Below are 22609 nucleotides of genomic sequence, written 5' to 3'. Positions count from 1 at the left end.
ATGACGACACGCAAGACCAGCCGGCTGCTCGGGATCGCCGCCATCGGCGCGAGCCTCAGCGCGGCGGGCCCGGGCATGGCCGCGGACAAGACCATGGCCCTGGTGCTCGGCGTCAAGGGCAGCCCGTTCTATCAGGCGCTCGCCTGCGGCGCGAAGGCCAGGGCCAAGGAGCTCGGGATCGCGCTCGCCGTCTCGGCGCCCGATCAGTTCGCCGCCGATTCCCAGGTGCCGGTCGTCAACGCCGTCACCGCCACCGCGCCCGCCGTCGCCGCCATCGTGCCGACCGACATGCAGGCCCTGATCGCGCCGATGAAGCAGCTCAGCGACCGGGGCACGAAGGTGATCACCATCGACCAGACCATCGGCGACGCCTCCTTCGTCCAGACGCAGGTCCTCACCGACAACGAGGCCGGCGGCAAGCTCGCGGCCGACGCCATGAACACGCTGCTCGGCGGCAAGGGCAAGGTGCTCGTCATCACCCAGCCCCCGGGCTCGGCCGCCCAGGACGCCCGCACCACCGGCTTCGAGGAGGAGCTGAAGAAATATCCGGGCATCGTCTATCTCGGTCCGCAATATCAGAGCGATGATCCGCAGAAGGCGGCCGAGATCGTCACCTCGACCCTGTCGGCCCACCCCGATCTCGCCGGCCTGTTCTCGACCAACGACCAGGGCGCGATCGGCGCCATCACCGGGCTGAAGCAGGCCGGCGCCGCCGGCAAGGTCAAGGTGGTCGCCTATGACGCGGCCACCGCCGAGGTCAACGCCTTCAAGAACGGCACCATCCACGCGCTGATCGCCCAGAACCCCAAGCAGGAAGGCGAGGTCGCCGTCGAAGCCGCCGCCAAGCTGATGGCCGGCGGGTCGCTCGACAAGACCACCCTGACCGAGATCGTGACGATCAAGGCCGGCGACAGCGCCACCGCCGAAAAATACGAGTACAAGGGCGATTGCGAATAGGCTGACGGTCCCGGTCCCGGCGGGTGACCGCCCGGGGCCGGGGACAGGAGAGCGGCATGATCGACAAGGACACGCGGCTGTGCATGTCGCTCGCCGGCCGCCCCGGCAATTTCGGCACCCGCTTCCACAATTTCCTCTACCGGGAGCTCGGCCTCAACTACGTCTACAAGGCCTTCACCACCGCCGACCTGCCGGCGGCGATCGGCGGGGTGCGAGCGCTGGGCATCCGCGGCTGCGCCGTCTCGATGCCGTTCAAGGAGGCCTCGATCCCGCTGGTGGACGCGCTCGCGCCCTCGGCCGCGGCGATCCGCTCCGTCAACACCATCGTCAACGACGACGGCCGTCTCACGGCCTACAACACCGATTACATCGCCGTGGCGAAGCTGATCGAGAGCCATGGCGTGCCGTCATCCCAGCGCCTCGCCCTGCGCGGCAGCGGCGGCATGGCCAAGGCGGTCGCGCACGCCCTGCGCGATGCCGGCTTCGCCACGGGCAGCATCCTCGCCCGCAATGCCGGCACCGGCCGGGCGCTGGCCGCCGCCTGCGGCTATGACTGGCGCCCCGAGCTCGGCGATCTCGAGGCGGACCTGCTGGTCAACGTCACCCCGATCGGCATGACCGGCGGCCCCGAGGCGATGGACATGGCCTTTCCCGCCGACGCGGTCGAGCGGGCGCGCATCGTCTTCGACGTCGTCGCCCTGCCGGCCGAGACGCCGCTGATCCGGCATGCCAGGCGGCTGGGCAAGCCGGTGATCACCGGCGCGGAGGTGATCGCGCTGCAGGCCGTCGAGCAGTTCGTGCTCTATACCGGCATCCGCCCGGAGGATGCGCTGATCGCCCGCGCGGCAGACTTCGCCCGGTCGGCCGCCTGAGGCCGGCGCCGGCTCAGGTCAGCCGCCGCTTGGCCAGCTTGCGCGCCAGGGTGCGCCGGTGCATGCCGAGCCGGCGGGCGGTCTCCGAGACGTTGAACTCGGCGTCGACCAGCGTCTCGTGGATCCGCTCCCACTCCAGGTTCTTGATCGAGGTCGGCCGCTCCGTCAGCGCCACCGAGGCATCGCCGTCGGCCTTGCCGAAGGCCGCTTCGATGTCGTCGGAATTGGCCGGCTTGGCGAGATAGTGGCAGGCGCCGAGCTTGATCGCCTCCACCGCGGTGGCGATGCTGGCAAAGCCGGTCAGCACCACGATCCGCGTCGTCGCATCGTGGCGATGCAGCGTCTTGACGCATTCCAGCCCGGAGGCACCGTTCAGCTTGAGGTCGACGATGGCATAGTGCGGCGTGTCGGCCTCGATCAGCCCGGCCACCTCGTCGGCCCTGGCGCAGACCGAAACCCTGTAGCCGCGGCGCTCGAAGGAGCGCCGCAGCGCCCGGGCGAAGGCCTCGTCGTCCTCGACGATCAGCAGCGAGGGCTCAGCGTCCATCTGCGTCCTCCTCGACCGCGAGCGCGGCGATCGGCAGCCTGAGCTCAACGCTGGCGCCGCCGAGCGGCAGATTCGCGGCGACGGCACGTCCGCCGAGCTTGCGCAGCACGTTGACCACCAGGAACAGCCCGAGCCCCCGCCCCGGCTGGCCCTTGGTCGAGCGGTAGGGCTTGCCGAACTCGGCGAGCATCTCGGGCGAGAAGCCGGGGCCGGCATCGTGCACCGCGATCACCATGACGTCGTCCTCCTCGGCAGCATCGACGCTGATCCAGTGCGGCGAAGCCTCGCACGCATTGTCGAGCACGTTGACCAGAATCTGCTTGAGGAGGGCATCCGAGGCGATCACGAAATCCGTTTCGAGGCGATTGGTATAATACAGCTTCGTCGGGCCCCGGCTCCTGCTCCAGTCGCGGACCACATCGTCGAGGAACGCAATGATGCTGGCCCGCTCGGCGCCCTCGCCGCGCTCCTCGCCCGAGGAGCGCAGGATGCCGGAGACGATATCCTTGCAGCGGGCGAGCTGGGCCTGCATCTCGCCGATCTCCGTCGCAATGTCGGGATCCGCGGTGAGCGCCGGCATGCGCTGCCAGTCGTTGAGGATGACGGAGAGCGTGGCGAGCGGCGTGCCCAATTCGTGCGCCGCGCCCGAGGCGAGCAGGCCCATGCGGACGATGTGCTCCTCCTCCGCCGATTGCTGGCGCAGCCCCGCCAGGCGCAGGTCCTGGCCACGCAGGTTGCGGTTGATGCGGGTGACGAACAGCACCAGCAGCACCGCGGCGAGCAGGAAGCAGATGAACATGCCGTAGATGTGCAGCTCCAGGAGCCGCGGCCGCGTGAAGTCGTGCGCCGGCATGATGAAGCCGATGTCGTTGTACCAGGCCATCAGGCCGACGAAGCAGGCGCTGGTGACGGCGACGATCAGCCAGGTCGCCCAGGGGCGCAGCAGCACCGCCCCGAGGATGACCTGCAGCAGGAAGAGCGAGACGAAAGGGTTGGTCGCCCCGCCGCTGAGATAGAGCTGCACGGTGAGGGCGGCGACGTCGAGCAGCAGCTCCAGGAAGAGCTCGGTGTCCGTCACCGCGCGGCCGCTGGCATGGCGATAGCGGGCGACCAGGTTGAGGGCGATCAGGCAGGCGATCACCGCGCCCATCTGCGGCAGCGGCAGGGGAATGCCGAGCCCGAATCGGACCGCGCCGATCGCCGCGATCTGGCCGGCGACCGCCACCCAGCGCAGGCTGACCAGCAGCAGCTGGTTCTCCCGGTTGGTGGTCTCCTGGATCGAGAATGCCGCCCTGACCATCGGCCATTCCTTGCCGGCCGGCGCCGGGCCTTCGTCCTGCATGGCCGTGCGGGTCCTTGAGAAATTCGCGGGCGGGGTCGGCGCCGGCGCGAGACCGCGTCCCGAGCCCCGCCCGCGGGGCGGAGCCCGGAGATCCCGGCTGATCTTGGTCGAGCCTGCGGATCAGGAGAGCCGGCGCGCCAGCTCCTTGTTGATCCCGAGCGCCGCCAGCGTGCCGAGCGCCCCGGAGAGGAGATAGGCGCCGGCGGCGAGCAGGCCGAACTCATAGGCCAGGATCAGAGCCACGAACGGGGCGAAGCCGGCGCCGAACAGCCAGGCGAGGTCCGAGGTCAGCGCCGCGCCGGTATAGCGGTGGCTGGCCGGGAAGTTGGCGTTGATGGCGCCGGAGGCCTGGCCGAGCGACAGGCCGAGCAGGGCGAAGCCGACCACCATGTAGAGGATCTCGCCGGCGGCGCCGGCATCGAGCAGCTGCGGCGCAAAGCCGCTATAGACCGCGATCGCCGCGGCCGAGCCGCCGAGCAGCGAGCGCCGCCCGACCCGGTCGGCGATCACGCCCGAGGCGATGATGGCGAGGATGCCGATGCAGGCGCCGACGATCTCGAACACCAGGAAGCGCGCCGGATTCTCGCGGGTGAACAGGAACACCCAGGAGAGCGGGAACACCGTCACCATATGGAACAGGGCGAAGCTCGCCAGCGGCGCGAAGGCGCCGATGACGATGGTGCGGCTCTGCTGGCGCACGGTGTCGAGCACCGGCGAGGGCAGGAGGTCGCGGCTGTCGTAGAGGCGCTCGTATTCGGGCGTCGACACCATCCTGAGGCGCGCGAACAAGGCGACGACGTTGATGGCGAAGGCGACGAAGAAGGGATAGCGCCAGCCCCATTCCAGGAAATCCTGCGCCGACAGGTTGGCGACGAAGAAGGCGAACAGCGCGCTCGCCACCATCAGGCCGAGCGGGGCGCCGAGCTGCGGGATCATCGCATACCAGCCGCGCCGCTGTTCCGGGGCGTTCATGGCGAGCAGCGAGGGCAGGCCGTCCCAGGTGCCGCCGAGCGCGATGCCCTGGCCGATGCGCAGGAGCGCCAGCACCACCCAGGACCAGGCGCCGATCGAGCCATGGTCCGGCAGGAAGGCGATGGCCGCCGTCGAGCCGCCGAGCAGGAACAGCGCGATGGTCAGCTTCACCGCCCGGCCATGGACGCGGTCGATGGTGATGAAGATCAGCGAGCCGAACGGGCGCGCGATGAAGGCGAGCGCGAAGATGGCGAAGGAATAGAGCGTGCCGGTGAGGGGATCGTGGTCGGGGAACACCAGCTTCGGGAACACCAGGATCGAGGCGATGGCGTAGACGAAGAAGTCGAAGAACTCCGACGTGCGGCCGATGATCACGCCGATGGCGATCTCGCCCGGCGCCACCGCCTGGTGACGGGCATGGCCCTGCCCGTCCCGGTCGAAAGGCGTCGATGCAGCAGTGGTTGTGGTCATGGATCTCGTCGCTCCTCGGTCGTCGCGGGCGGACGCCCGCAGCGGCGCCGACAGCCTCGCGGCCCGAACCTCTTCTCTTTGCCGTCTTCGCAGGTGCAGCGTGATTGGACAAAATGTCCAATGTCCGCCTTCCCCGCCGAGGGGTACCGCCAAGCCATGCCAAACCTTGCAAAACCCGCTCCGACCCGGCTTTCCAAGCTGAAAATCCTCGCCATCCTGCCGTTTCTGGCGGTCCTGGGCGGGTGCAATGCGGTGGTGCTGAGTCCGGCCGGCGATGTTGCATCGCAGCAACGCGACCTCATCCTCATCTCCACCGCGCTGATGCTGGTCATCATCGTCCCGGTGATGGCGCTGACCATCCTGTTCGCCTGGCGCTATCGCCAGTCTAACACGAATGCCCGCTACGAGCCCGACTGGGATCATTCGACCCAGCTGGAGCTGGTGATCTGGGCGGCGCCGCTGCTGATCATCATCTGCCTCGGCGCGCTGACCTGGATGGGCACCCATATCCTCGACCCCTACCGGCCGATCGCCCGCGTCGACGAGGGCCGGCCGGTCGCGGCCGGGACGGAGCCGCTGCAGGTCCAGGTGGTGGCGCTCGACTGGAAATGGCTGTTCATCTACCCGCAATACGGCATCGCCACGGTCAACGCGCTCGCCGCGCCGGTGGACCGGCCGATCAATTTCCAGATCACCGCCTCCTCGGTGATGAATTCCTTCTACGTGCCGGCGCTGGCCGGGCAGATCTACGCCATGCCCGGCATGGAGACCAAGCTGCACGCCGTCATCAACAAGGCGGGCGACTATGAGGGCTTCTCCGCCAATTACAGCGGCGCCGGCTTCTCCGGCATGCGCTTCCGCTTCCTCGGCCTCGACGAGGCCGGCTTCGAGCAGTGGATCGCCAAGGCCAAGGCCGGCGGCGGCTCGCTCGACCGCAGCCTCTATCTCCAGCTGGAGCGCCCGAGCGAGAACGAGCCCGCCCACACCTATGCCGCGGTGGCGCCCGACCTCTACCACGCCGCGCTCAACATGTGCGTGGAGGCCGGCAAGATGTGCATGGACGAGATGATGCGCATCGACGCCAAGGGCGGGCTCGGCATGGCCGGCATCAACACGGTGCTGCCGCTGACCTACGACAAGCATGCCCGCCGCGGCACGGTGCTCGGCCCGGGTCTGACCTATGTGGCGAGCCTGTGCACGCCCGCCGACCCGATGGCGAGCCGCTCCGCCCTGGCCCCGGCTCCGGCCGCCCTGCCCGACCCCGCCGGCCTCCTCGGCGCCGGCCTGCCCCGCCCCGGCCTGACGCGCGCCCCGAGCGCCTCGGCCGCCGCGGACGCGCCGGCCTCCCCGACCTCACCCCTTTGACGCGGTTTTCGATCATGTCCGAGCCAGCACTCGCGGTCAGCCCGATCTTCGGCCGCTTCACCCTCGAAGCCATCCCCTATCACGAGCCGATTCTGGTCGGCACCTTCGCGATGGTCGCGCTGGGCGGGGCCGCCCTGCTCGGCGTCCTCACCTATTTCCGGGTCTGGGGGTACCTCTGGCGCGAATGGTTCACCAGCGTCGACCACAAGCGCATCGGCGTGATGTACATGGTGCTCGGCCTCATCATGCTGCTGCGCGGCTTCGCCGACGCCGTGATGATGCGCGCCCAGCAGGCGATGTCCTTCGGGGAGTCGCAGGGCTTTCTGCCGGCCCACCACTACGACCAGGTCTTCACCGCCCACGGCGTGATCATGATCTTCTTCGTGGCGATGCCGCTGGTCACCGGCCTGATGAACTATGTCGTGCCGCTGCAGATCGGCGCCCGCGACGTCTCCTTCCCCTTCCTCAACAATTTCAGCTTCTGGATGACGGCGGCCGGCGCTGTCATCGTGATGATGTCGCTGTTCGTCGGCGAGTTCGCGCGCACCGGCTGGCTCGCCTATCCCCCGCTCTCGGGCATCGGCTACAGTCCTGATGTCGGCGTCGACTATTACATCTGGGCGCTGCAGGTGGCCGGCGTCGGCACGCTCTTGTCGGGCGTCAACCTGATCGCCACCATCGTCAAGCTGCGCGCCCCGGGCATGACGATGATGCGCATGCCGGTGTTCACCTGGACGGCGCTCTGCACCAACGTCCTGATCGTCGCCGCCTTCCCGGTCCTGACCGCCGTGCTGGTCCTGCTGTCGCTCGACCGCTATGTCGGCACCAACTTCTTCACGAACGACTTCGGCGGCAACCCGATGATGTACGTGAACCTGATCTGGATCTGGGGCCATCCGGAGGTCTACATCCTGATCCTGCCGGCCTTCGGCATCTTCTCGGAAGTGACCTCGACCTTCTCGGGCAAGCGCCTCTTCGGCTACACCTCGATGGTCTACGCGACGGTGGTGATCACCATCCTCGCCTACCTCGTCTGGCTGCACCACTTCTTCACCATGGGGTCCGGCGCCAGCGTGAACTCCTTCTTCGGCATCACGACGATGATCATCTCGATCCCGACGGGCGCCAAGATCTTCAACTGGCTGTTCACCATGTATCGCGGCCGCATCCGCTTCGAGCTGCCCATGATGTGGACGGTCGCCTTCATGCTGACCTTCGTCATCGGCGGCATGACCGGCGTGCTGCTGGCGGTGCCCCCGGCCGACTTCGTGCTGCACAACTCGCTGTTCCTGGTGGCGCATTTCCACAACGTCATCATCGGCGGCGTGCTGTTCGGCCTGTTCGCCGGCATCAACTACTGGTTCCCCAAGGCGTTCGGCTTCAAGCTCGACCCGTTCTGGGGCAAGATCTCCTTCTGGTTCTGGGTGGTCGGCTTCTACTTCGCCTTCATGCCGCTCTACGTGCTCGGCCTGATGGGCGTGACGCGGCGCCTGCGCCATTTCGACGATCCCTCGCTGCAGATCTGGTTCGTCATCGCCGCCTTCGGCGCGGCCCTGATCGCGGTCGGCATCTTCGCCTCGCTGGTGCAGTTCTACGTCACCTTCCGCAAGCGCGAGGCGCTGGCCGACACGTCGGGCGATCCCTGGAACGGCCGGACGCTGGAATGGTCGACCTCCTCGCCGCCGCCCGCCTACAACTTCGCGTTCACGCCCGTGGTGCACGACCTCGACGCCTGGGCCGACATGAAGCGGCGCGGGCATGTCCGGCCGGTCGGCGGCTTCAGGCCGATCCACATGCCCAAGAACACCGGCGCCGGCGTCATCCTGGCCGGCCTCGCCACGGTCTTCGCCGTCGCCATGATCTGGTACGTCTGGTGGCTCGCGGGGCTGAGCTTCCTGGCGCTGCTGGCGGTCGCGATCGGCCATACCTTCAATTACAAGCGCGACTTCCACATCCCGGTCGAGGACGTGGTCGCCGCCGAGGACGCGCGCACCCGGCTGCTCGCGACGGGAGCCTGACGCCATGTCGCAGACCAGCCTGACCGCCGGCGCGGGCGAAGCGCCGCAGTTCTACCTCACGGACGAGCACGACCATCCCGAAGGCGCGAGCACCATGCTCGGCTTCTGGATCTACCTGATGAGCGACTGCCTCATCTTCGCGATCCTGTTCGCCACCTATGGCGTGCTCGGCGGCAACTATGCCGCTGGCCCGGCACCCAAGGACCTGTTCGACCTGCCGCTGGTGGCGCTCAACACCTCGTTCCTGCTGCTCTCCTCGATCACCTATGGCTTCGCCATGCTGACGATGGTGCAGAACCGGGTGGGCGCGACCCAGGCCTGGCTGGCCGTGACCGGCCTGTTCGGCCTCGCCTTCCTCAGCGTCGAGATCTACGAGTTCTCGCACATGATCCACGAGGGCGCGACGCCCCAGCGCAGCGGCTTCCTCTCCGCCTTCTTCACGCTGGTCGGCACCCACGGCCTGCACGTCACCTTCGGCACGGTGTGGCTGGTGACGCTGATGGTGCAGGTCGGCCGGCACGGGCTGATCGCCGCCAACCGGCGCCGGCTGATGTGCCTCAGCCTGTTCTGGCACTTCCTCGACGTCGTCTGGATCGGCGTCTTCACCTTCGTCTATCTCATGGGGATGCTGCGATGAGCTCCGAGGCGCACGCCCACCATCACGACGAGCCGGCGCACGGCTCGCTCAAGGGCTATCTCACCGGCTTCGGCCTGTCGGTGGTGCTGACCGCCGTGCCGTTCTGGCTGGTCATGAGCGGCATCCTCGGCAGCAACGAGGCCACGGCCCTCGCCGTCATGGCCCTGGCCGTGGTGCAGATCGTCGTGCACATGGTGTTCTTCCTGCACATGGACGCCAAGTCCGAGGGTGGCTGGACGATGATGGCGCTGATCTTCACGGTGGTGCTGGTGGTCATCGCCCTCGCCGGCTCGCTCTGGGTGATGTACCACATGACCCACAACATGATGCCGATGTCCGTGCACGACATGAGCCAGATGCCGTGACCGCAACGGACGGCGCCGGCGAGCGGCGCTCCCGCTCGCCAGCCCTGCTGCTCGTCCTCGGGCTCTCGGCCGCGCTCGTCTTCGCCGGCCTGACCGCGCTCGGCGTCTGGCAGCTGCAGCGTCGCGTCTGGAAGCTCGACCTCATCGCTCAGGTCGACCAGCGCGTCCACGCCGCGCCGGTCGACACGCCCGGGCCGGCCGCCTGGCCCGCGATCGATGCCGCCCGCGACGGCTATCGCCGCGTGCGGGCGCAGGGCGTCTTCCAGGGCGAGCGCGCCGCCTGGGTCCAGGCGGCGACGGCGCTCGGCAGCGGCTATTGGCTGCTGGTGCCGCTGCGCACCGACCAGGGCTTCACCGTGCTGGTCAATCGCGGCTTCGTGCCCGACCGCAGGACGGTTGCCGGTCCGGCCCGGGCCGAGGTCACCGGCCTGCTGCGCCTCACCGAGCCCGGGGGCGGCTTCTTGCGCAGCAACGATCCGGCGGCGGACCGCTGGTACTCCCGCGACGTCGCCGCGATCGCTCAGGCCCGCGGCCTCACCGACGTCGCCCCCTATTTCATCGACGCCGACGCGGTGCCGGGCAATGCCGGCGGCCCGGTCGGCGGCCTCACCGTGGTGAGCTTCCCCAACAACCACCTGGTCTATGCCCTGACCTGGTTCGCCCTGGCCGCGATGGTGGCCGGCGGGGCGGCCTATGTCGCGCGCGAGGAATGGCGAGCCCGTCGCAGCCCGGCGCCCGGCGACGACCGCCAATCCTGACTGGCCCCCGGCGCCGCGCCGTGCTGGACTGCGGCTGGGCGAGCATCGGAGGGAGCCGGGACATGGCGACGGGCGAAGATCTCAGGCGCATCGCGCTCTCGCTGGAGGGCACGGTCGAGGCGCCGCATTTCGATCGCGCGGCCTTCAAGGCCGCCCGCATCTACGTCACGCTGGCCGCCGACGGCCGCACGGCCAATATCCGCTTCACGCCGGACGAGCAGGAGTTCAAGTGCATGATGGCGCCGGAGGCCTTCGCGCCGATCGCGAACGCCTGGGGGCGGCAAGGCTGGACCACCATGGACCTCTCCAAGCTCGGCGAAGCGGAGCTGACGAGCGTCCTGACGACGGCCTGGTCGCACGCGCAGCCAGCGAAGCCGAAGCGCCGGATTGCCGGCCCGACCTGAGGAGCGCGGAACCTCTCTCCCGGTCGGAAGAGGGGTCGCGCGCCTCAACTGCAGGTATTGACTCGCACACGCTTCCTAAAGCCATTGCTTCCCGTCGTCCGTGGCGCAGCCATAGGGCGGAAGAGCGTTCTCGAACGTGTCGCGGAGCTTGCCGCAGCCCCACAGCCGAAGCGGCAGCGGCATATGGCTGTTCAGGGTGATGCCGACCTCGTCGTAGGGCGTGTCGGTGTTCGAGACATAGGCATACCAACGCCAGCCGGCCATCGCCACAGCGGCAACTGCAGCGATGATAATCACTTGCACGAATTTCCTCATCAACGGCTCTCAAGGATTTCGGGGACGGATGGAGGCGACCGCGGATCGCCGTCAGGGATTCACGGATTTTTCGTAAGCCTTCAGGGCGTCCCGGTCCGCGTTGGAGACGAACTCGCAGGCCAGCAGCGTCTTGCCCGGCAGCCCGCGGCTTTCGCGCGCGACGATGGAAACCGTGCCGGCATCCGGCAGCGGTTGCTGCGCGTCCGGCAGCGCGCGCGAATAGCCCTTCGTCGACGTGCCCAGCAGGGTGGAGCTCTCGCGCTGGAGCTTGTAGCGGGCGGCCAGGGCATCGGCCTGCTCGCCCTGGACGAGAACGCCGACCGAGGACCCCGCGAAGATCACCTCGTTGCTGTCGAAGCCGTCCCGCCCGATCGGCTTCGGCAATGCGTAGACCGCGGCGGTGAGCATCGACATATCCGGCTTGGCGAGCTTCTCGGCGGCCTCGTAGAGCGCCGTGGCGGATGCGGTCGTGTAAGGCGGCTGGCAGAGCGCCGCATCGTAGAAGCGCTGGCTGACATCGGCTGCGGCGGCGCCGTGCGCCAGGACGCCGGCGAGGCAGAGGGCAAGCGCACCAGGGAGGTGGCGGAGATGCAGTGTCGGCATGGGCAGGCTCTGTTCGAATCGCAGTCGGGGCTTTCCCGGCCCGTCGCCCGCGGGGTAGCCCATCAACCGGGACCGGGATAGTCGCGATCCGATGGGCAGCAATGCCGCAAACGGCAATCAGGCCGCAACGAGCTCGGCGCCTTCCGCCGTTGCCGCTTTCGGGATCCGTGCACGGACGGCGGCGATCTTCGGCCGCTCATGCGCCGTTTCGGGTTTAGACGAGGCAGGAGGGGAAGCCAGTGACCACGACGACTAGAGAGGAAGCCTGTGCGGCCGTGCCCGTGCCAGCGAGCTTGTCCGGTGAATTGGCCGGATATCAGTGGATGCGCGACCATGTCGGCGAGTCCGGCGGCGAGGTTTACCGCCTGCACGGCAAGCCCGGCGCACCCGATCTATTCCTGAAAACCGGCAGGGATTTGAGTGCCGACGACCTGGCGAATGAGATGGTCAGGCTGCGCTGGCTGGCGGGATACCTGCCGGTGCCCGATGTCAGACATTTCGTCGGCTCGCCGGACGACGCCTGGCTGCTGATGACGGCACTGCCGGGAAAAACCGCCTGTCAGGTGCTGCAGGCAAATCCAGATGCCGGTCTCGCCGTCGTGGACGCGCTGGCGGAGTTCCTGCGGCAACTCCACGCCATTCCCATCGGGGCATGCCCCTTCAACGCCGATCATGCCTATCGGCTCGCCCATGCGCGCATGCGCATCGATGCGGGCTTGGTCGAGGAAGACGATTTCGACGAGGAGCGAGAAGGCTGGACGGCCGAGCAGGTATGGGAGGCAATGAATCGCCTGTTGCCCCTCTCGCCCGATCCTGTCGTGACGCATGGAGACTTTTCGCTCGACAACCTTCTGATGCTGGACGGCCGGGTTGTCGGATGCATCGATGTCGGGCGAGCCGGGATCGCCGACCGATACCAGGACCTGGCGATACTCTGGAATTGCCTTGGCGAGTTCGATGCTTTGCTCCAGGAGCGACTTCTCGCACGCTACGGCATCGCCTGCGCGGATCAGCGCAGGCTCCAGTTCCATCTCCTCCTGGACGAGCTGTTCTGACGCACGAATGGTGCCGAGGCACGGGACCGTTCGAGCCGGGCCGCCGGCGCCTGACGGGGCGTAGCGTCAGGCCGGCCGCGCGATGCGGGCGGCGATGCTCTTCACCCGGCTGTAGGAACGCAGGCCCTCCAGCCCCTTCTCGCGGCCGAAGCCGGACAGGCGGTTGCCGCCGAACGGCATCTCGATCCCGCCGGCGAAATATTCGTTGATGTAGATCTGCCCGGCATCGATGTCGCGCGCCAGGCGGTGAGCACGGCCGAAATCGCCGGTATAGACACCGGCGACGAGGCCGTAGGGGGTGCCGTTGGCGAGGGCGAGGGCCTCCTCCTCGGTGTCGAAGGTCTGGACCGCCAGCACCGGGCCGAACACCTCGTCCTGGACGATGGCGTCGCTGCCGGCGGCCGGCTCGACGATGGTCGGCGCGTAGAACCAGCCTCTGCCGAGGTCCGGCCGCTCCACCACGAAGCCGCCGGCATGGAGCCGCGCGCCCCGTCCGACGGCGGCGGAGACCATGCCGTCGATCCTGGCGAGATGGGCCGCCGAACTGACCGGGCCCATGCCGGGGTTGGTCAGGCCGTGGCCGAGGGTCAGGCGCTCCACCCGCTCGACCAGCCGGGCGAGGAAGGCGTCGCGCAGGCCGCGCTCGATGACCAGGCGCGAGCCGGCCGAGCAGATCTGGCCGGCATTCTCGTAGATCGCCTCCATCACGCCCGACAGGGCGCTCTCGACGTCGCAGTCGCCGAACACCAGCACCGGCGACTTGCCGCCGAGCTCGAGCACGACCTGCGTCACGTTCGGCGCCGCCGCCTGCATCACGCCGATGCCGGTGGCGACCGAGCCGGTGAAGGTGACGTGGTCGACGCCGGGATGGGCGACGAGCGGCGCGCCGGCGGCGCGTCCGGTGCCGGTCACGACGTTGCACACCCCGTCCGGCAGCCCGGCCTCGTCGAGGAGCGCCGCCAGCATCAGCGCGGTGAACGGCGTCTGCTCGGCGGGCTTGGCCACCACGGCGCAGCCGGCGGCGAGGGCCGGCGCCAGGCCGCGCGCGGCGGTGGAGATCGGATAGTTCCAGGGGATGATCTGCGCCGCGACGCCGACCGGCTCGTGCACCGTCATGCCGAGATGGTCGCGCCCGAGCGGCATGGTGTCGCCCTGCAGCTTGTCGCAGGCGCCGGCGTAATAGTCGAAGCAGCGGGCCGCGCCGGCGACATCGCCCAAGGCCTCGCTCAGCCGCTTGCCGGAATCCAGGCTCTCGGCGACGGCGAGGCGCGCGGCGTTCTCGCGGATCAGCGCCGCGGCGCGCTGCAGGATGCGCCCGCGCTCGGCCGGCCTGAGGTCGCGCCACCGCCCCTTCAGCGCCCGCCGCGCCGCGTCCACCGCAGCGTCGACATCGGCCGCCTCGCCCGCCGCGAAGGCGGCGAACACGGCCCCCCGTCCGGGGTCCCAGCTCTCCATGCCCGCGCCGGACTGCGAGGGCACGAGCCGTCCGTCGATGAAGTGGCCGTCGGGCAGGCCGGCAATGGTGCCGGTCGCCAAGGCTTCGCCGACGAGGGCGTCGAGCGTGCGGCTCATGCCGGCATCTCCGTCACCTGGCGCCGCGCCCGCGAAATCCAGTCCGGACTCACCTCGACACCCCAGCCCGGCGCGTCCGGGATCGCCACCTTGCCGTCGCGCACTTCGAGCGGGTTGGCGAGCAGCCCCTGCTCCCAGGGATAATAGTCGGCGCCTTCGATCGAATATTCGACATAGGGTCCGGCATTGTCGATCGCCCCCATGACGTGGAGGGTGTAGACCGTCACCAGGCTCTGGTTGGCCGAATGGGGCGTGACCGGCATGCCGGCCTCCCTGGCCAGGGCCACCACCTTCAGCATGCGCTCGACCCCGCCGATATAGCAGATGTCCGGCTGGACCACGTCGACCGCGCCCAGGCGGATCATGTGCTTCCACAGCGTGAGGTCGCAGTCCTGCTCGCCGCCGGTCACGTCGAGCGACAGGGCCTGCCGCACCTCGCGCGTCCAGTCGTGCTCCCAATAGGGGCACGGCTCCTCGAAATGGCAGACGTCGTGGTCCTCCAGCATACGGCCGACCTCGATCGCCTTGGCCGGCGAATAGGCGCTGTTGGCATCGACGAGCAGGCGGGCCTCGTCGCCGAGCGCCTTGCGCACCATCGGCACGATGGCCTCGGTGCGGCCCGGCCATTCGTCCTGGTCGTGGCCGCATTCCTTGCCGACGCGGAACTTGAAGGCGGTGTAGCCGAACTCGCCCTGCAGGCGCTTCAGGCGCTCGGCCTCGGCCTCCGGCGTGATCTCGCCGCGCTTCATGCTCGAGGCATAGACCGGAAAGGGCCTCGGCGTGCCGCCGAGCAGGGCGCAGACGCTTCTGCCGGCAAGCTTGCCGCGCAGGTCCCACATCGCCGTGTCGAGGCCGGTCAGCGCCCGGAAGAGATAGGAGCCGGGGAACTTGTGCTCGCGCTCGGGAATGAGCTCGACCAGCCCGGCGATGTCGGTCGCATCCCAGCCCGCGGCCCAGCGGGCGACCTGGCGGTGGAAGACCTGGCAGGTGATGTCTGCGTTGTAGGGCGAGACCTGGCCCCAGCCGACATGGCCGTCGTCGGTGGTCAGGCGGACGAATCCGACGTGGTCATCGTGGAACGTCTCCAGCCGCTTGATCTTCATCTCGTCCGCCTCGATCGACCGCCGCTCTTCGCTCGGCGAAGGCCGGCACGGGAACCTCGATCTTCCCCTCGAATTGGTCTGGCTCTAAGGTCCATTCTGAACCATCTGGCAGGCCATTGCCGGCCAGGCGTTCGGGAAACATCGATCATGGTGAAACGTGCGGGCGGAGCCCTGCTGCAGTCGATCGTCATCGACCACGCCTCATCCCGGACGATCGGCCTGCAGCTCACCTCGGCCCTGCGCGAGCTGATCCTCGGCGGCGGGCTCGCCGCCGGCGACCGGCTGCCGGCCTCGCGCATCCTGGCCCGCGAGCTCGCCGTGGCCCGCACCACGGTGACGGAGAGCTTCGAGCAGTTGGCGGCCGAAGGGCTGATCGAATCGCGCGTCGGCGCCGGCACCTATGTCAGCGACGCCGTCCATGCCGACCGCCCCGCCGTGCCGGAGGTCGAGCGGGCGGACGCGGTCGAGCGGGCGCCGCTGTCCCAGCTTATGGCGGCGGCCTCGGATCATTTCGCACACCGCCTGCCGCACGTGCCGCGCGCCTTCACCACGGCGATGCCGGCCTTCGACGCCTTCCCGGTCGCGCAATGGTCGCGCATCGTCGCCCGGCACTGGCGCAGCTCGCGCCAGGACGTGCTCGGCTATCCCGACCCGTTCGGCCACCCGCCGCTGCGCGCCGCCATCGCCGGGCACCTGCGGGCCAATCGCGGGGTGGCCTGCTCGCCCGAGCAGATCTTCATCGTCGCCGGGGCCCAGCAGGCCTTCCAGCTCATCGCCGCGGCCCTGGTCGATCCGGGCGACAGCATCTGGTTCGAGAACCCCGGCACGATCGGGGCCCGCAACAGCTTCCTGGTGCACGGCGCCGAAATCGTGCCGGTGCCGGTCGACGATGACGGGCTGGTCGTCGCCGAGGGCCTGGCGCGCTGCCCCGGCTTCAAGCTCGCCTTCGTCACGCCGTCGCACCAGCAGCCACTCGGCGCCAAGCTGAGCCTGGAGCGTCGCTTCGCCCTGCTTCAGGCGGCCGGCGCCGCCGGCGGCTGGGTGATCGAGGACGACTGGGACGGCGAGCTCTTCTTCCACGGCCGGCCCCTGCCGACGCTCAAGGGCATCGACGCCGCCGGCCGCGTCATCTATGTCGGCACCTTCAGCAAGACCCTGTTCCCGGCGCTGCGCCTCGGCTTCATCCTGGCGCCGCCGGCGCTGGTGCGCACCTTCGAGACCAGCCTGGCCGCCTTCTCGCCGGGCGTGCCCACCTCGCTCCAGGACCATGTCTGCGACTTCATCGCCGAGGGCCACTTCGCCGCCCATGTCCGGCGCATGCGCCGGATCTATGCGGAGCGCTGCCAGGCCCTGCTCGACGCCGGCGCCAGGCACCTCTCGCCGTGGATGAGTATCGTGCCGATCGCCACGGGGCTCCATACCATCGCCTGGCTGAAGCCGGGCCTGCGTGGCGCCGCCGTCGCCGGCGCCGCGGCCGAGCGCAACCTCACCGTCGCCGAGATCAGCCGCTTCTGCATCGAGCCGATCGCGCGCGAAGGGCTGGTCCTCGGCTTCGGCGGCATCACGCCGACGCAGATCGAGACCGGGGCGCGGCTTCTGGCCGAGGTGCTGAAGACGGTCGAAGCCGGCAAATTGGCCTGTTGATTTCTCCAGAATGGACCTGACCGGCAGGCCAATCCGAACCTAGCGTATCGGCTCCCCCGGGGGGTTCTTCCTGATGTCCTTCAAGACCTTCGACACGATTCCGATACCGGCGGGCCTGGACCCGCCGCCGATCGCGATCTTCGATCGCGTGCACTGAGGCGGCAAGCGATGGACACCTATGATTTCATCATCGTCGGCGCCGGCTCGGCCGGCTGCGTGGTCGCCGCGCGCCTGACCGAGACGGGCCGCCACAAGGTGCTGCTGCTGGAGGCCGGCCCGTCCGACCGGCGCTTCTGGATCCAGACGCCGATCGGCTACGGCATGAGCTTCTACGATCCCGACGTGAACTGGATGTACCGGACCGAGGCCGAGCCCGGCCTCGACGGGCGGACCATCTACCAGCCGCGCGGCAAGGTCCTCGGTGGGTCGAGCTCGATCAACGCCATGGTCTATTCGCGCGGCCAGGCCGGCGATTTCGAGGCCTGGCGGGCGCTCGGCAACGCCGGCTGGGGCTGGCCCGACGTGCTGGCGGCCTACCGCCGGCTGGAGGATCACGCCCTCGGCGCCGACGCCTGGCACGGTGCCGGCGGGCCGCTGCATGTCAGCACCATCGCCGCGACCGCCCACCCCCTGACCGCCGCCTTCATCGAGGCGGCCGCCGAGGCGGGCCTGCCCCGCAGCGCCGACCTCAACGGCGGGAGCATCGAGGGCATCGGCTATTATCAGCTCAACACCACCGTCAAGGGCTACCGGGCCTCGGCGGCACGGGCCTATCTGTGGCCGGCCCAGCGCCGGCCCAACCTGAACGTCGAGACGCAGGCGCTGGCGACGAAGCTGCTGTTCGAAGGCCGCCGCGCCGTCGGGATCGTCTATGAGCGCAACGGCCGGACGCTCGAGGCGCGGGCCGGTCGCGAGATCATCCTGAGCGGCGGCGCGATCAACACGCCGCAATTGCTGCAGCTCTCCGGCGTCGGACCGGCGGATCTCCTCACCTCGCTCGGCATCGCGCCGGTGGTCGACCGGCGCCAGGTCGGCGCCGAGCTGCAGGACCACCTGTGCTACGATCATGTCTACCGCTCGCGCCGCCCGAGCCTCAACCAGGTGCTCGGCCCGCTGCTGCCGCGGCTGCGCGCCGGGGTGGAATACATGCTGCGGAGCACCGGTCCGCTGTCGCTCAGCGTCAACCAGGGCGGCGGATTCGTCCGCACCAGGCCCGACCTGGCCGAGCCCAACATCCAGCTCTACTTCTCGCCGCTGAGCTATGAGCGCGCCGCGCCCGGCGTGCGGGCGCTGACCAAGCCCGACCGCTTCGCCGGCTTCACCACCAGCGTCTCCCCCTGCCGGCCGACCAGCCGTGGCCGGGTCGCGATCCGCTCCGCCGATCCGCGGCAGCCGCCGACGATCCGGGCCAACTACCTCTCCACCGAGCACGACACCGCCGAGCTCGTCGAAGGCGCCCGGCTGCTGCGCCGGCTTGCCGCCGCCCCCTCGTTCCGTGCCCTGATCGAGACGGAGGAGAAGCCGGGGCCGGCCGTCGACGACGATGCCGACCTCCTCGCCGACATCCGGGCGCGCAGCTATTCGGTGTTCCACCCCTGCGGCACCTGCGCCATGGGGCCGGATCCCGACCGGGCCGTGGTCGACCCGCGCCTGCGCGTGCACGGCCTCGCCGGCCTGCGGGTGATCGACGCCTCGATCTTCCCGACCATCACCTCCGGCAACACCAACGCGCCCTCGATCATGGTCGGCGAGAAGGGCGCCGCGCTGGTGCTGGAGGAAACGGCCTGAGGCCGGCGCCGGGCGGTCACCAGGCGGTGAAGCCGCCGTCGACCACCACGTTCGAGCCGGTCATGTAGGACGAGGCGTCGGAAGCCAGGAAGCGGACGACGCCGTTATACTCGTCGATCTCGGCCTGCCGCCCCATCGGCACGCGCTCCAGGAAGGCCTCGATGAACTCCTTGTCGAAGGTGGCGGTCTTGACGCCGCCGAAGGAGATCAGGTTGACGCGCACCTTCTTCGGCGCCCAGTAGGTGGCGAGATAGCGCGTCAGGTTGATGAGGCCGGACTTCGACGCCGCATAGGAGACGGCCTTGATGAAGGGCACGCCGTCGCGCTTCTCGCGATAGGCATAGAGCGCCTGGTTCGGCGAGACCATGCCGTAGATCGAGCCGACATTGATGATCGAGCCGCGCCGCTCCGCCGCCATCCGGCTGCCCACCACCTGGCTGGTCAGCATCACGCCGGTGAGGTTGGTGTCGATGATCTCGTCCCAGTATTTCTGCGGATAGGCTTCGAAGGGGGCGTTCTGCTCGGCCGAGCCGTCGGGCTTGGAATCGATGCCGGCATTGTTGACGAGGACGTGCGGCACGCCCCAGTCGGCGACGAGCGCCTCCGTCGCGTGCTCCAGCGCCGCCTTGTCGCGGACGCTGGCCTCGTAGACCCGGATGCGGTCGCCCAGGCCGGGGAACTTCTCGGCGAGCTTGTCGGCGCCGATAGGCCGGCGGCTGAAGATCGCCACCCGGGCCCCGGCCTGCGCCAGGGAGCGGGTGAACTGCGTGCCGAGCTGGCCGAGGCCGCCGGTCACCACGGCCAGGCGGCCGTCCACGCTGAAGGGATCGGTCATGTCTCTTGCTCCGGTGTGGCGGGTTCAGGCGGTCTTCGCCGCGGTGTCGATCGCCTCGCGGGCGCGCCGGCAGCCTTCGTTCAGGAACATCACGTCATTGCCCATGATGATCATGTCGACGCCGCGCTTCCTCAGCGCCGTGACGTTCTCGGCCACCGGCGGGATGCACGGGGCCATCACCTTGATGCCGCGCGCATGGCACTTCTCGACCAGCTCGGCCAGGCGTTCCTCGACCTCGGGATGCGCCATGGAATAATCGATCGAGATCCGGCGCGAGATCGAATAGTCGGCCGGCCCGAAATTGATGACATCGATGCCTTCGACCTCCAGGATCGCGTCGATATTGTCGAAGAACTCGTAGCTTTCGGCCATGGGGATGACGAGGCGCGTGGCGTTCTCGTGCTCCATGTACCGCGACCATTGGAAGCCCGGCCCGGCGAAGCCCGCGGCGCGGCAGGAAGCGTCGCCGCCGCGCCGGCCGACGGGCGGGAACTTGGCGGCACGGACGATGGCCCGGGCCTGGTCGGCCGTGCCGACCTGCGGCACGATCACGCCGGTGGCGCCGAATTCCAGCGACTTGCGGATATCCCACTCGTTGGTGCCGCGCACCCGCACCAGCGGCGCGATGCCGGCGAGCAGGGACGCCATCACCAGCTTCTCCAGGTGGCTGTCGACGTTGACCGGCGTGTGCTCGGCGTCGATGAAGGCGAAGTCGAGCCCCCAATTGCCGGCCGCCTCGATGGCGACGGTCGAGCCGGTGTAGAAGGTGGCGCCGAAGGTGGGTTCCCCGCGCTGCATCTTGGCGGCGAGGCTGCGGTTTTCGGGCGGTGCCAAGGGACGTCTCCTGCAATGCGCGCAGCCCGCAGGCCGCGCTCGTGAAAGGGCGGCTATTTCAGGTTCGGGGCGATGAAGCCCTGGAGCTCGGGCGTGCGCGGGTTCGAGAAGATCTCCTCCGAGCTCCCCTCCTCCCAGACCCGGCCCTCGTGCATGAACACCGTGCGGGTGGCGACACGCCGGGCAAAGCCCATCTCGTGGGTGACGAGCACCATGGTCATGCCGGCCTCGGCCAGCTCGGCGATGGTCTTGAGCACCTCGCCGGTCAGCTCCGGATCGAGCGCCGAGGTCACCTCGTCGAACAGCATGACCTTGGGCTTCATCGCCAGCGAGCGGGCGATGGCGACGCGCTGCTGCTGGCCGCCGGAGAGCTCTTCCGGATAGGCGCCGGCCTTGTCGGCGAGGCCGACGCGGCCGAGGACCTCGCGGACCAGCGCGATGCAGTCCTCGCGCCCGATCCCCTTCACCACCCGCGGCGCCAGGGTGATGTTCTCGGCGACGTTGAGATGCGGGAACAGGTTGTAGCTCTGGAACACCATGCCGACCTCGCGCCGCAGGGCGCGCAGGTTGGCGCTGGAGCGGTCGACCTTGTGGCCGGCGACCTCGATGGCGCCGTCCTGGAACGGCTCGAGCCCGTTGATGCAGCGCAGCATGGTGCTCTTGCCCGATCCGGAGCGGCCGATCACCGCCACCACGTCGCCGCTCGCCACCGCGAGGTCGACGCCCCTCAGCACCGGCACGGCGCCGTAGGACTTGCGAAGGTTCTCAATGCGCAGCGCGAGCACGTCTGCCTCCCTTCAGCTTCTCGCTCCACCACGACAGCGGGTAGCAGACGGCGAAATAGAGGACCGCCACGGTGAGGAACACGTGGAACGGCTGGAACGTCATGTTGTTGAGCAGCTGGCCGGCGCGGGTGAGCTCGACGAAGCCGACCAGCGCGGTGACCGAGGTGTTCTTGACGATCTGCACCATGAAGCCGACCGTCGGCCCGCGGGCGATGCGCAAGGCCTGGGGCAGCACGACGTAGCGCAGCTTCTGCACCGCGGTGAGCGCGAGCGCGTCCGCCGCTTCCCACTGGGTGCGGGGGATGGCCTCGATGCAGCCGCGCCAGATGTCGGCGAGATAGGCGGTGGCATAGAGCGTCAGCGAGATCGCCGCCGCGGCCAGGGGCGGGAAGTAGAGGCCGAGGAAGCTGAGGCCGTAGAAGGCCAGGAACACCACGATCAGCAGCGGCGTGGCCTGGACGAGCTGGATATAGGCGGCGACCAGTACCTGCAGCCAGCGCGGCCCGAGCGTGCGCGCCAGGGCAAAGGCGAGCCCGAGCACGCCGCCGCCGATGAAGGTGAGGATGGAGAGGCCCACGGTCCACATCAGGCCGTGCAGCAGGAAGACGACGCTGGGCCAGCCGAAGCTCTGGATCATATCCGCGCCCCCTTCTGCATCGGGCCCAGCACCGCGCCGGCGAGCCCGGTGGCGGGGTCGCGGCGGCGGAACAGCCAGAGGCCGATCAGCCAGTAGACCAGCCGGAAGGCGAAGGTGACCGCGATGTAGATCGCGGCCACGACCAGGAAGGTCTCCAGGCTGCGGAAGGACTGGGATTCGATCGTGGCCCCGGCCAGCGTCAGCTCCCGGGCCGAGATCGCCGAGGCGATCGAGGTGCCGAGCAGGGTCAGCGTCAGCTGCCCGGTCAAGGCGGGATAGATGACGCGCAGGGCGGGAACCACGATCACGTGCCGCATCACCTGCAGCCGCGACAGGCCGAGGGCGAGCCCGGCCTCGACCTGCGTCGGCGGGATGGCGAGGAGGCCGGCCCGGAAGATCTCGGCGGAATAGGCGCCGAGGTTGAGGCCGATCGCCAGCAGCGCGGCGTGATCGGCCGAGAGGCGAAAGCCGATATAGGGCAGGCCGAAGAACAGCAGGAACAGCTGCACCAGCAGCGGCGTGTTGCGGAAGGCCTCGATATAGACCGCCGCCGCGCGGCCGCTCCAGCGCGGGCCGTTGACCCGCACCAGGGCGACCGCCAGCCCGATCGTCAGGCCGAAGGCGATCGACTGCGCCGAGAGCACGACCGTGGCGAGCGTGCCGGCGGCGAGCTCCGGGGCCCGGGCGAGCACCGGCGCGAAGTTCATCTCATAGGCCATCGGGGTCCTCG

23 protein-coding genes are annotated in these 22609 nt (G+C 69.2%); 11 read left to right on the top strand and 12 right to left on the bottom strand.

Going from position 1 to position 22609, the window contains the following annotated elements:
- The gene (locus QO011_RS08045) at positions 1-957 is read left to right on the top strand and encodes an ABC transporter substrate-binding protein (RefSeq protein ID WP_307270058.1); all 957 of its coding nucleotides are present in this window, start codon (positions 1-3) and stop codon (positions 955-957) included.
- Positions 958-1013: 56 nt separating this feature from the next.
- The gene (locus tag QO011_RS08040; RefSeq protein ID WP_307270055.1) at positions 1014-1829 is read left to right on the top strand and encodes a shikimate 5-dehydrogenase; all 816 of its coding nucleotides are present in this window, start codon (positions 1014-1016) and stop codon (positions 1827-1829) included.
- Between the two features lie 13 nt (positions 1830-1842).
- Here QO011_RS08040 and QO011_RS08035 read toward each other — a convergent pair whose 3' ends face one another.
- The 3 genes from QO011_RS08035 to QO011_RS08025 all read right to left on the bottom strand — a co-directional run bounded on the left by QO011_RS08035 (position 1843) and on the right by QO011_RS08025 (position 5161).
- Positions 1843-2376, bottom strand: coding sequence for a response regulator transcription factor (locus QO011_RS08035; RefSeq protein ID WP_307270052.1), 534 nt, complete (start codon positions 2374-2376; stop codon positions 1843-1845).
- On the bottom strand, positions 2366-3718 hold the full coding sequence (locus tag QO011_RS08030) for an ATP-binding protein (protein WP_307270049.1): 1353 nt from the start codon (positions 3716-3718) through the stop codon (positions 2366-2368). The genes QO011_RS08035 and QO011_RS08030 overlap by 11 nt, the downstream gene beginning before the upstream one ends.
- A 120-nt stretch (positions 3719-3838) precedes the next feature.
- Positions 3839-5161: an MFS transporter gene (locus QO011_RS08025; RefSeq protein ID WP_307270046.1), complete on the bottom strand. Its 1323-nt coding sequence runs from the start codon at positions 5159-5161 to the stop codon at positions 3839-3841.
- A gap of 156 nt (positions 5162-5317) precedes the next feature.
- Here QO011_RS08025 and cyoA point away from each other — a divergent pair, with 156 nt between their 5' ends.
- The 6 genes from cyoA (at position 5318) to QO011_RS07995 (ending at position 10708) form a co-directional block, all read left to right on the top strand.
- Complete coding sequence (gene cyoA / locus QO011_RS08020; protein ID WP_307270044.1) at positions 5318-6526, top strand: ubiquinol oxidase subunit II; 1209 nt, start codon at positions 5318-5320, stop codon at positions 6524-6526.
- A gap of 14 nt (positions 6527-6540) precedes the next feature.
- Positions 6541-8544, top strand: coding sequence for a cytochrome o ubiquinol oxidase subunit I (gene cyoB / locus QO011_RS08015; RefSeq protein WP_307270042.1), 2004 nt, complete (start codon positions 6541-6543; stop codon positions 8542-8544).
- A gap of 4 nt (positions 8545-8548) precedes the next feature.
- The gene (gene cyoC, locus QO011_RS08010) at positions 8549-9181 is read left to right on the top strand and encodes a cytochrome o ubiquinol oxidase subunit III (RefSeq protein WP_307270039.1); all 633 of its coding nucleotides are present in this window, start codon (positions 8549-8551) and stop codon (positions 9179-9181) included.
- Positions 9178-9546: a cytochrome o ubiquinol oxidase subunit IV gene (gene cyoD, locus QO011_RS08005; protein WP_307270037.1), complete on the top strand. Its 369-nt coding sequence runs from the start codon at positions 9178-9180 to the stop codon at positions 9544-9546. The genes cyoC and cyoD overlap by 4 nt, the downstream gene beginning before the upstream one ends.
- A complete protein-coding gene (locus QO011_RS08000; protein ID WP_307270033.1) occupies positions 9543-10304 on the top strand; it encodes an SURF1 family protein in 762 nt (253 codons plus the stop codon). Before cyoD ends, QO011_RS08000 begins: the two co-directional genes overlap by 4 nt.
- Before the next feature lie 62 nt (positions 10305-10366).
- Positions 10367-10708, top strand: coding sequence for an MmcQ/YjbR family DNA-binding protein (locus QO011_RS07995; RefSeq protein WP_307270031.1), 342 nt, complete (start codon positions 10367-10369; stop codon positions 10706-10708).
- 75 nt (positions 10709-10783) lie between these two features.
- On the opposite strand, the gene QO011_RS07990 is transcribed toward QO011_RS07995, so the two are convergent.
- On the bottom strand, positions 10784-11023 hold the full coding sequence (locus tag QO011_RS07990; protein ID WP_307270028.1) for a hypothetical protein: 240 nt from the start codon (positions 11021-11023) through the stop codon (positions 10784-10786).
- A gap of 51 nt (positions 11024-11074) precedes the next feature.
- Positions 11075-11626 carry a hypothetical protein gene (locus tag QO011_RS07985; protein WP_370881936.1) on the bottom strand — a complete coding sequence of 184 codons (552 nt, stop codon included), beginning with the start codon at positions 11624-11626 and terminating at the stop codon, positions 11075-11077.
- Positions 11627-11865: 239 nt separating this feature from the next.
- On the opposite strand from QO011_RS07985, the gene QO011_RS07980 reads away from it, so the two are divergent.
- Positions 11866-12681, top strand: coding sequence for an APH(3')-I family aminoglycoside O-phosphotransferase (locus tag QO011_RS07980; RefSeq protein WP_307270024.1), 816 nt, complete (start codon positions 11866-11868; stop codon positions 12679-12681).
- Positions 12682-12747: 66 nt separating this feature from the next.
- Here QO011_RS07980 and QO011_RS07975 read toward each other — a convergent pair whose 3' ends face one another.
- Both QO011_RS07975 and QO011_RS07970 read right to left on the bottom strand, forming a co-directional pair.
- A complete protein-coding gene (locus QO011_RS07975; RefSeq protein ID WP_307270021.1) occupies positions 12748-14253 on the bottom strand; it encodes an aldehyde dehydrogenase family protein in 1506 nt (501 codons plus the stop codon).
- Positions 14250-15356, bottom strand: a complete 1107-nt coding sequence (locus tag QO011_RS07970) for a mandelate racemase/muconate lactonizing enzyme family protein (protein ID WP_307270019.1) — start codon at positions 15354-15356, stop codon at positions 14250-14252. Before QO011_RS07970 ends, QO011_RS07975 begins: the two co-directional genes overlap by 4 nt.
- A gap of 147 nt (positions 15357-15503) precedes the next feature.
- On the opposite strand from QO011_RS07970, the gene pdxR reads away from it, so the two are divergent.
- A complete protein-coding gene (gene pdxR, locus QO011_RS07965) occupies positions 15504-17000 on the top strand; it encodes a MocR-like pyridoxine biosynthesis transcription factor PdxR (RefSeq protein WP_307270017.1) in 1497 nt (498 codons plus the stop codon).
- A gap of 168 nt (positions 17001-17168) precedes the next feature.
- Positions 17169-18788 carry a GMC family oxidoreductase gene (locus QO011_RS07960; RefSeq protein ID WP_307270014.1) on the top strand — a complete coding sequence of 540 codons (1620 nt, stop codon included), beginning with the start codon at positions 17169-17171 and terminating at the stop codon, positions 18786-18788.
- A 16-nt stretch (positions 18789-18804) separates the two neighbouring features.
- On the opposite strand, the gene QO011_RS07955 is transcribed toward QO011_RS07960, so the two are convergent.
- Genes QO011_RS07955 through QO011_RS07935 form a run of 5 tightly spaced genes read right to left on the bottom strand, consistent with a single transcriptional unit; the run spans position 18805 to position 22598 of the window.
- The gene (locus tag QO011_RS07955; protein ID WP_307270012.1) at positions 18805-19623 is read right to left on the bottom strand and encodes an SDR family oxidoreductase; all 819 of its coding nucleotides are present in this window, start codon (positions 19621-19623) and stop codon (positions 18805-18807) included.
- A gap of 24 nt (positions 19624-19647) precedes the next feature.
- Positions 19648-20457, bottom strand: a complete 810-nt coding sequence (locus tag QO011_RS07950; protein ID WP_307270010.1) for an HpcH/HpaI aldolase family protein — start codon at positions 20455-20457, stop codon at positions 19648-19650.
- Between the two features lie 53 nt (positions 20458-20510).
- A complete protein-coding gene (locus QO011_RS07945) occupies positions 20511-21242 on the bottom strand; it encodes an amino acid ABC transporter ATP-binding protein (protein WP_307270008.1) in 732 nt (243 codons plus the stop codon).
- On the bottom strand, positions 21223-21879 hold the full coding sequence (locus QO011_RS07940) for an amino acid ABC transporter permease (protein WP_307270006.1): 657 nt from the start codon (positions 21877-21879) through the stop codon (positions 21223-21225). The genes QO011_RS07945 and QO011_RS07940 overlap by 20 nt, the downstream gene beginning before the upstream one ends.
- Positions 21876-22598 (bottom strand): amino acid ABC transporter permease, encoded by a 723-nt coding sequence (locus tag QO011_RS07935; protein ID WP_307270004.1) that lies wholly within the window; start codon positions 22596-22598, stop codon positions 21876-21878. Before QO011_RS07935 ends, QO011_RS07940 begins: the two co-directional genes overlap by 4 nt.
- Positions 22599-22609: the final 11 nt, after the last annotated feature.

It is taken from the genome of Labrys wisconsinensis (assembly GCF_030814995.1).
Classification (GTDB): domain Bacteria; phylum Pseudomonadota; class Alphaproteobacteria; order Rhizobiales; family Labraceae; genus Labrys; species Labrys wisconsinensis.
This window is presented reverse-complemented; position numbering and strand designations above follow the sequence as displayed.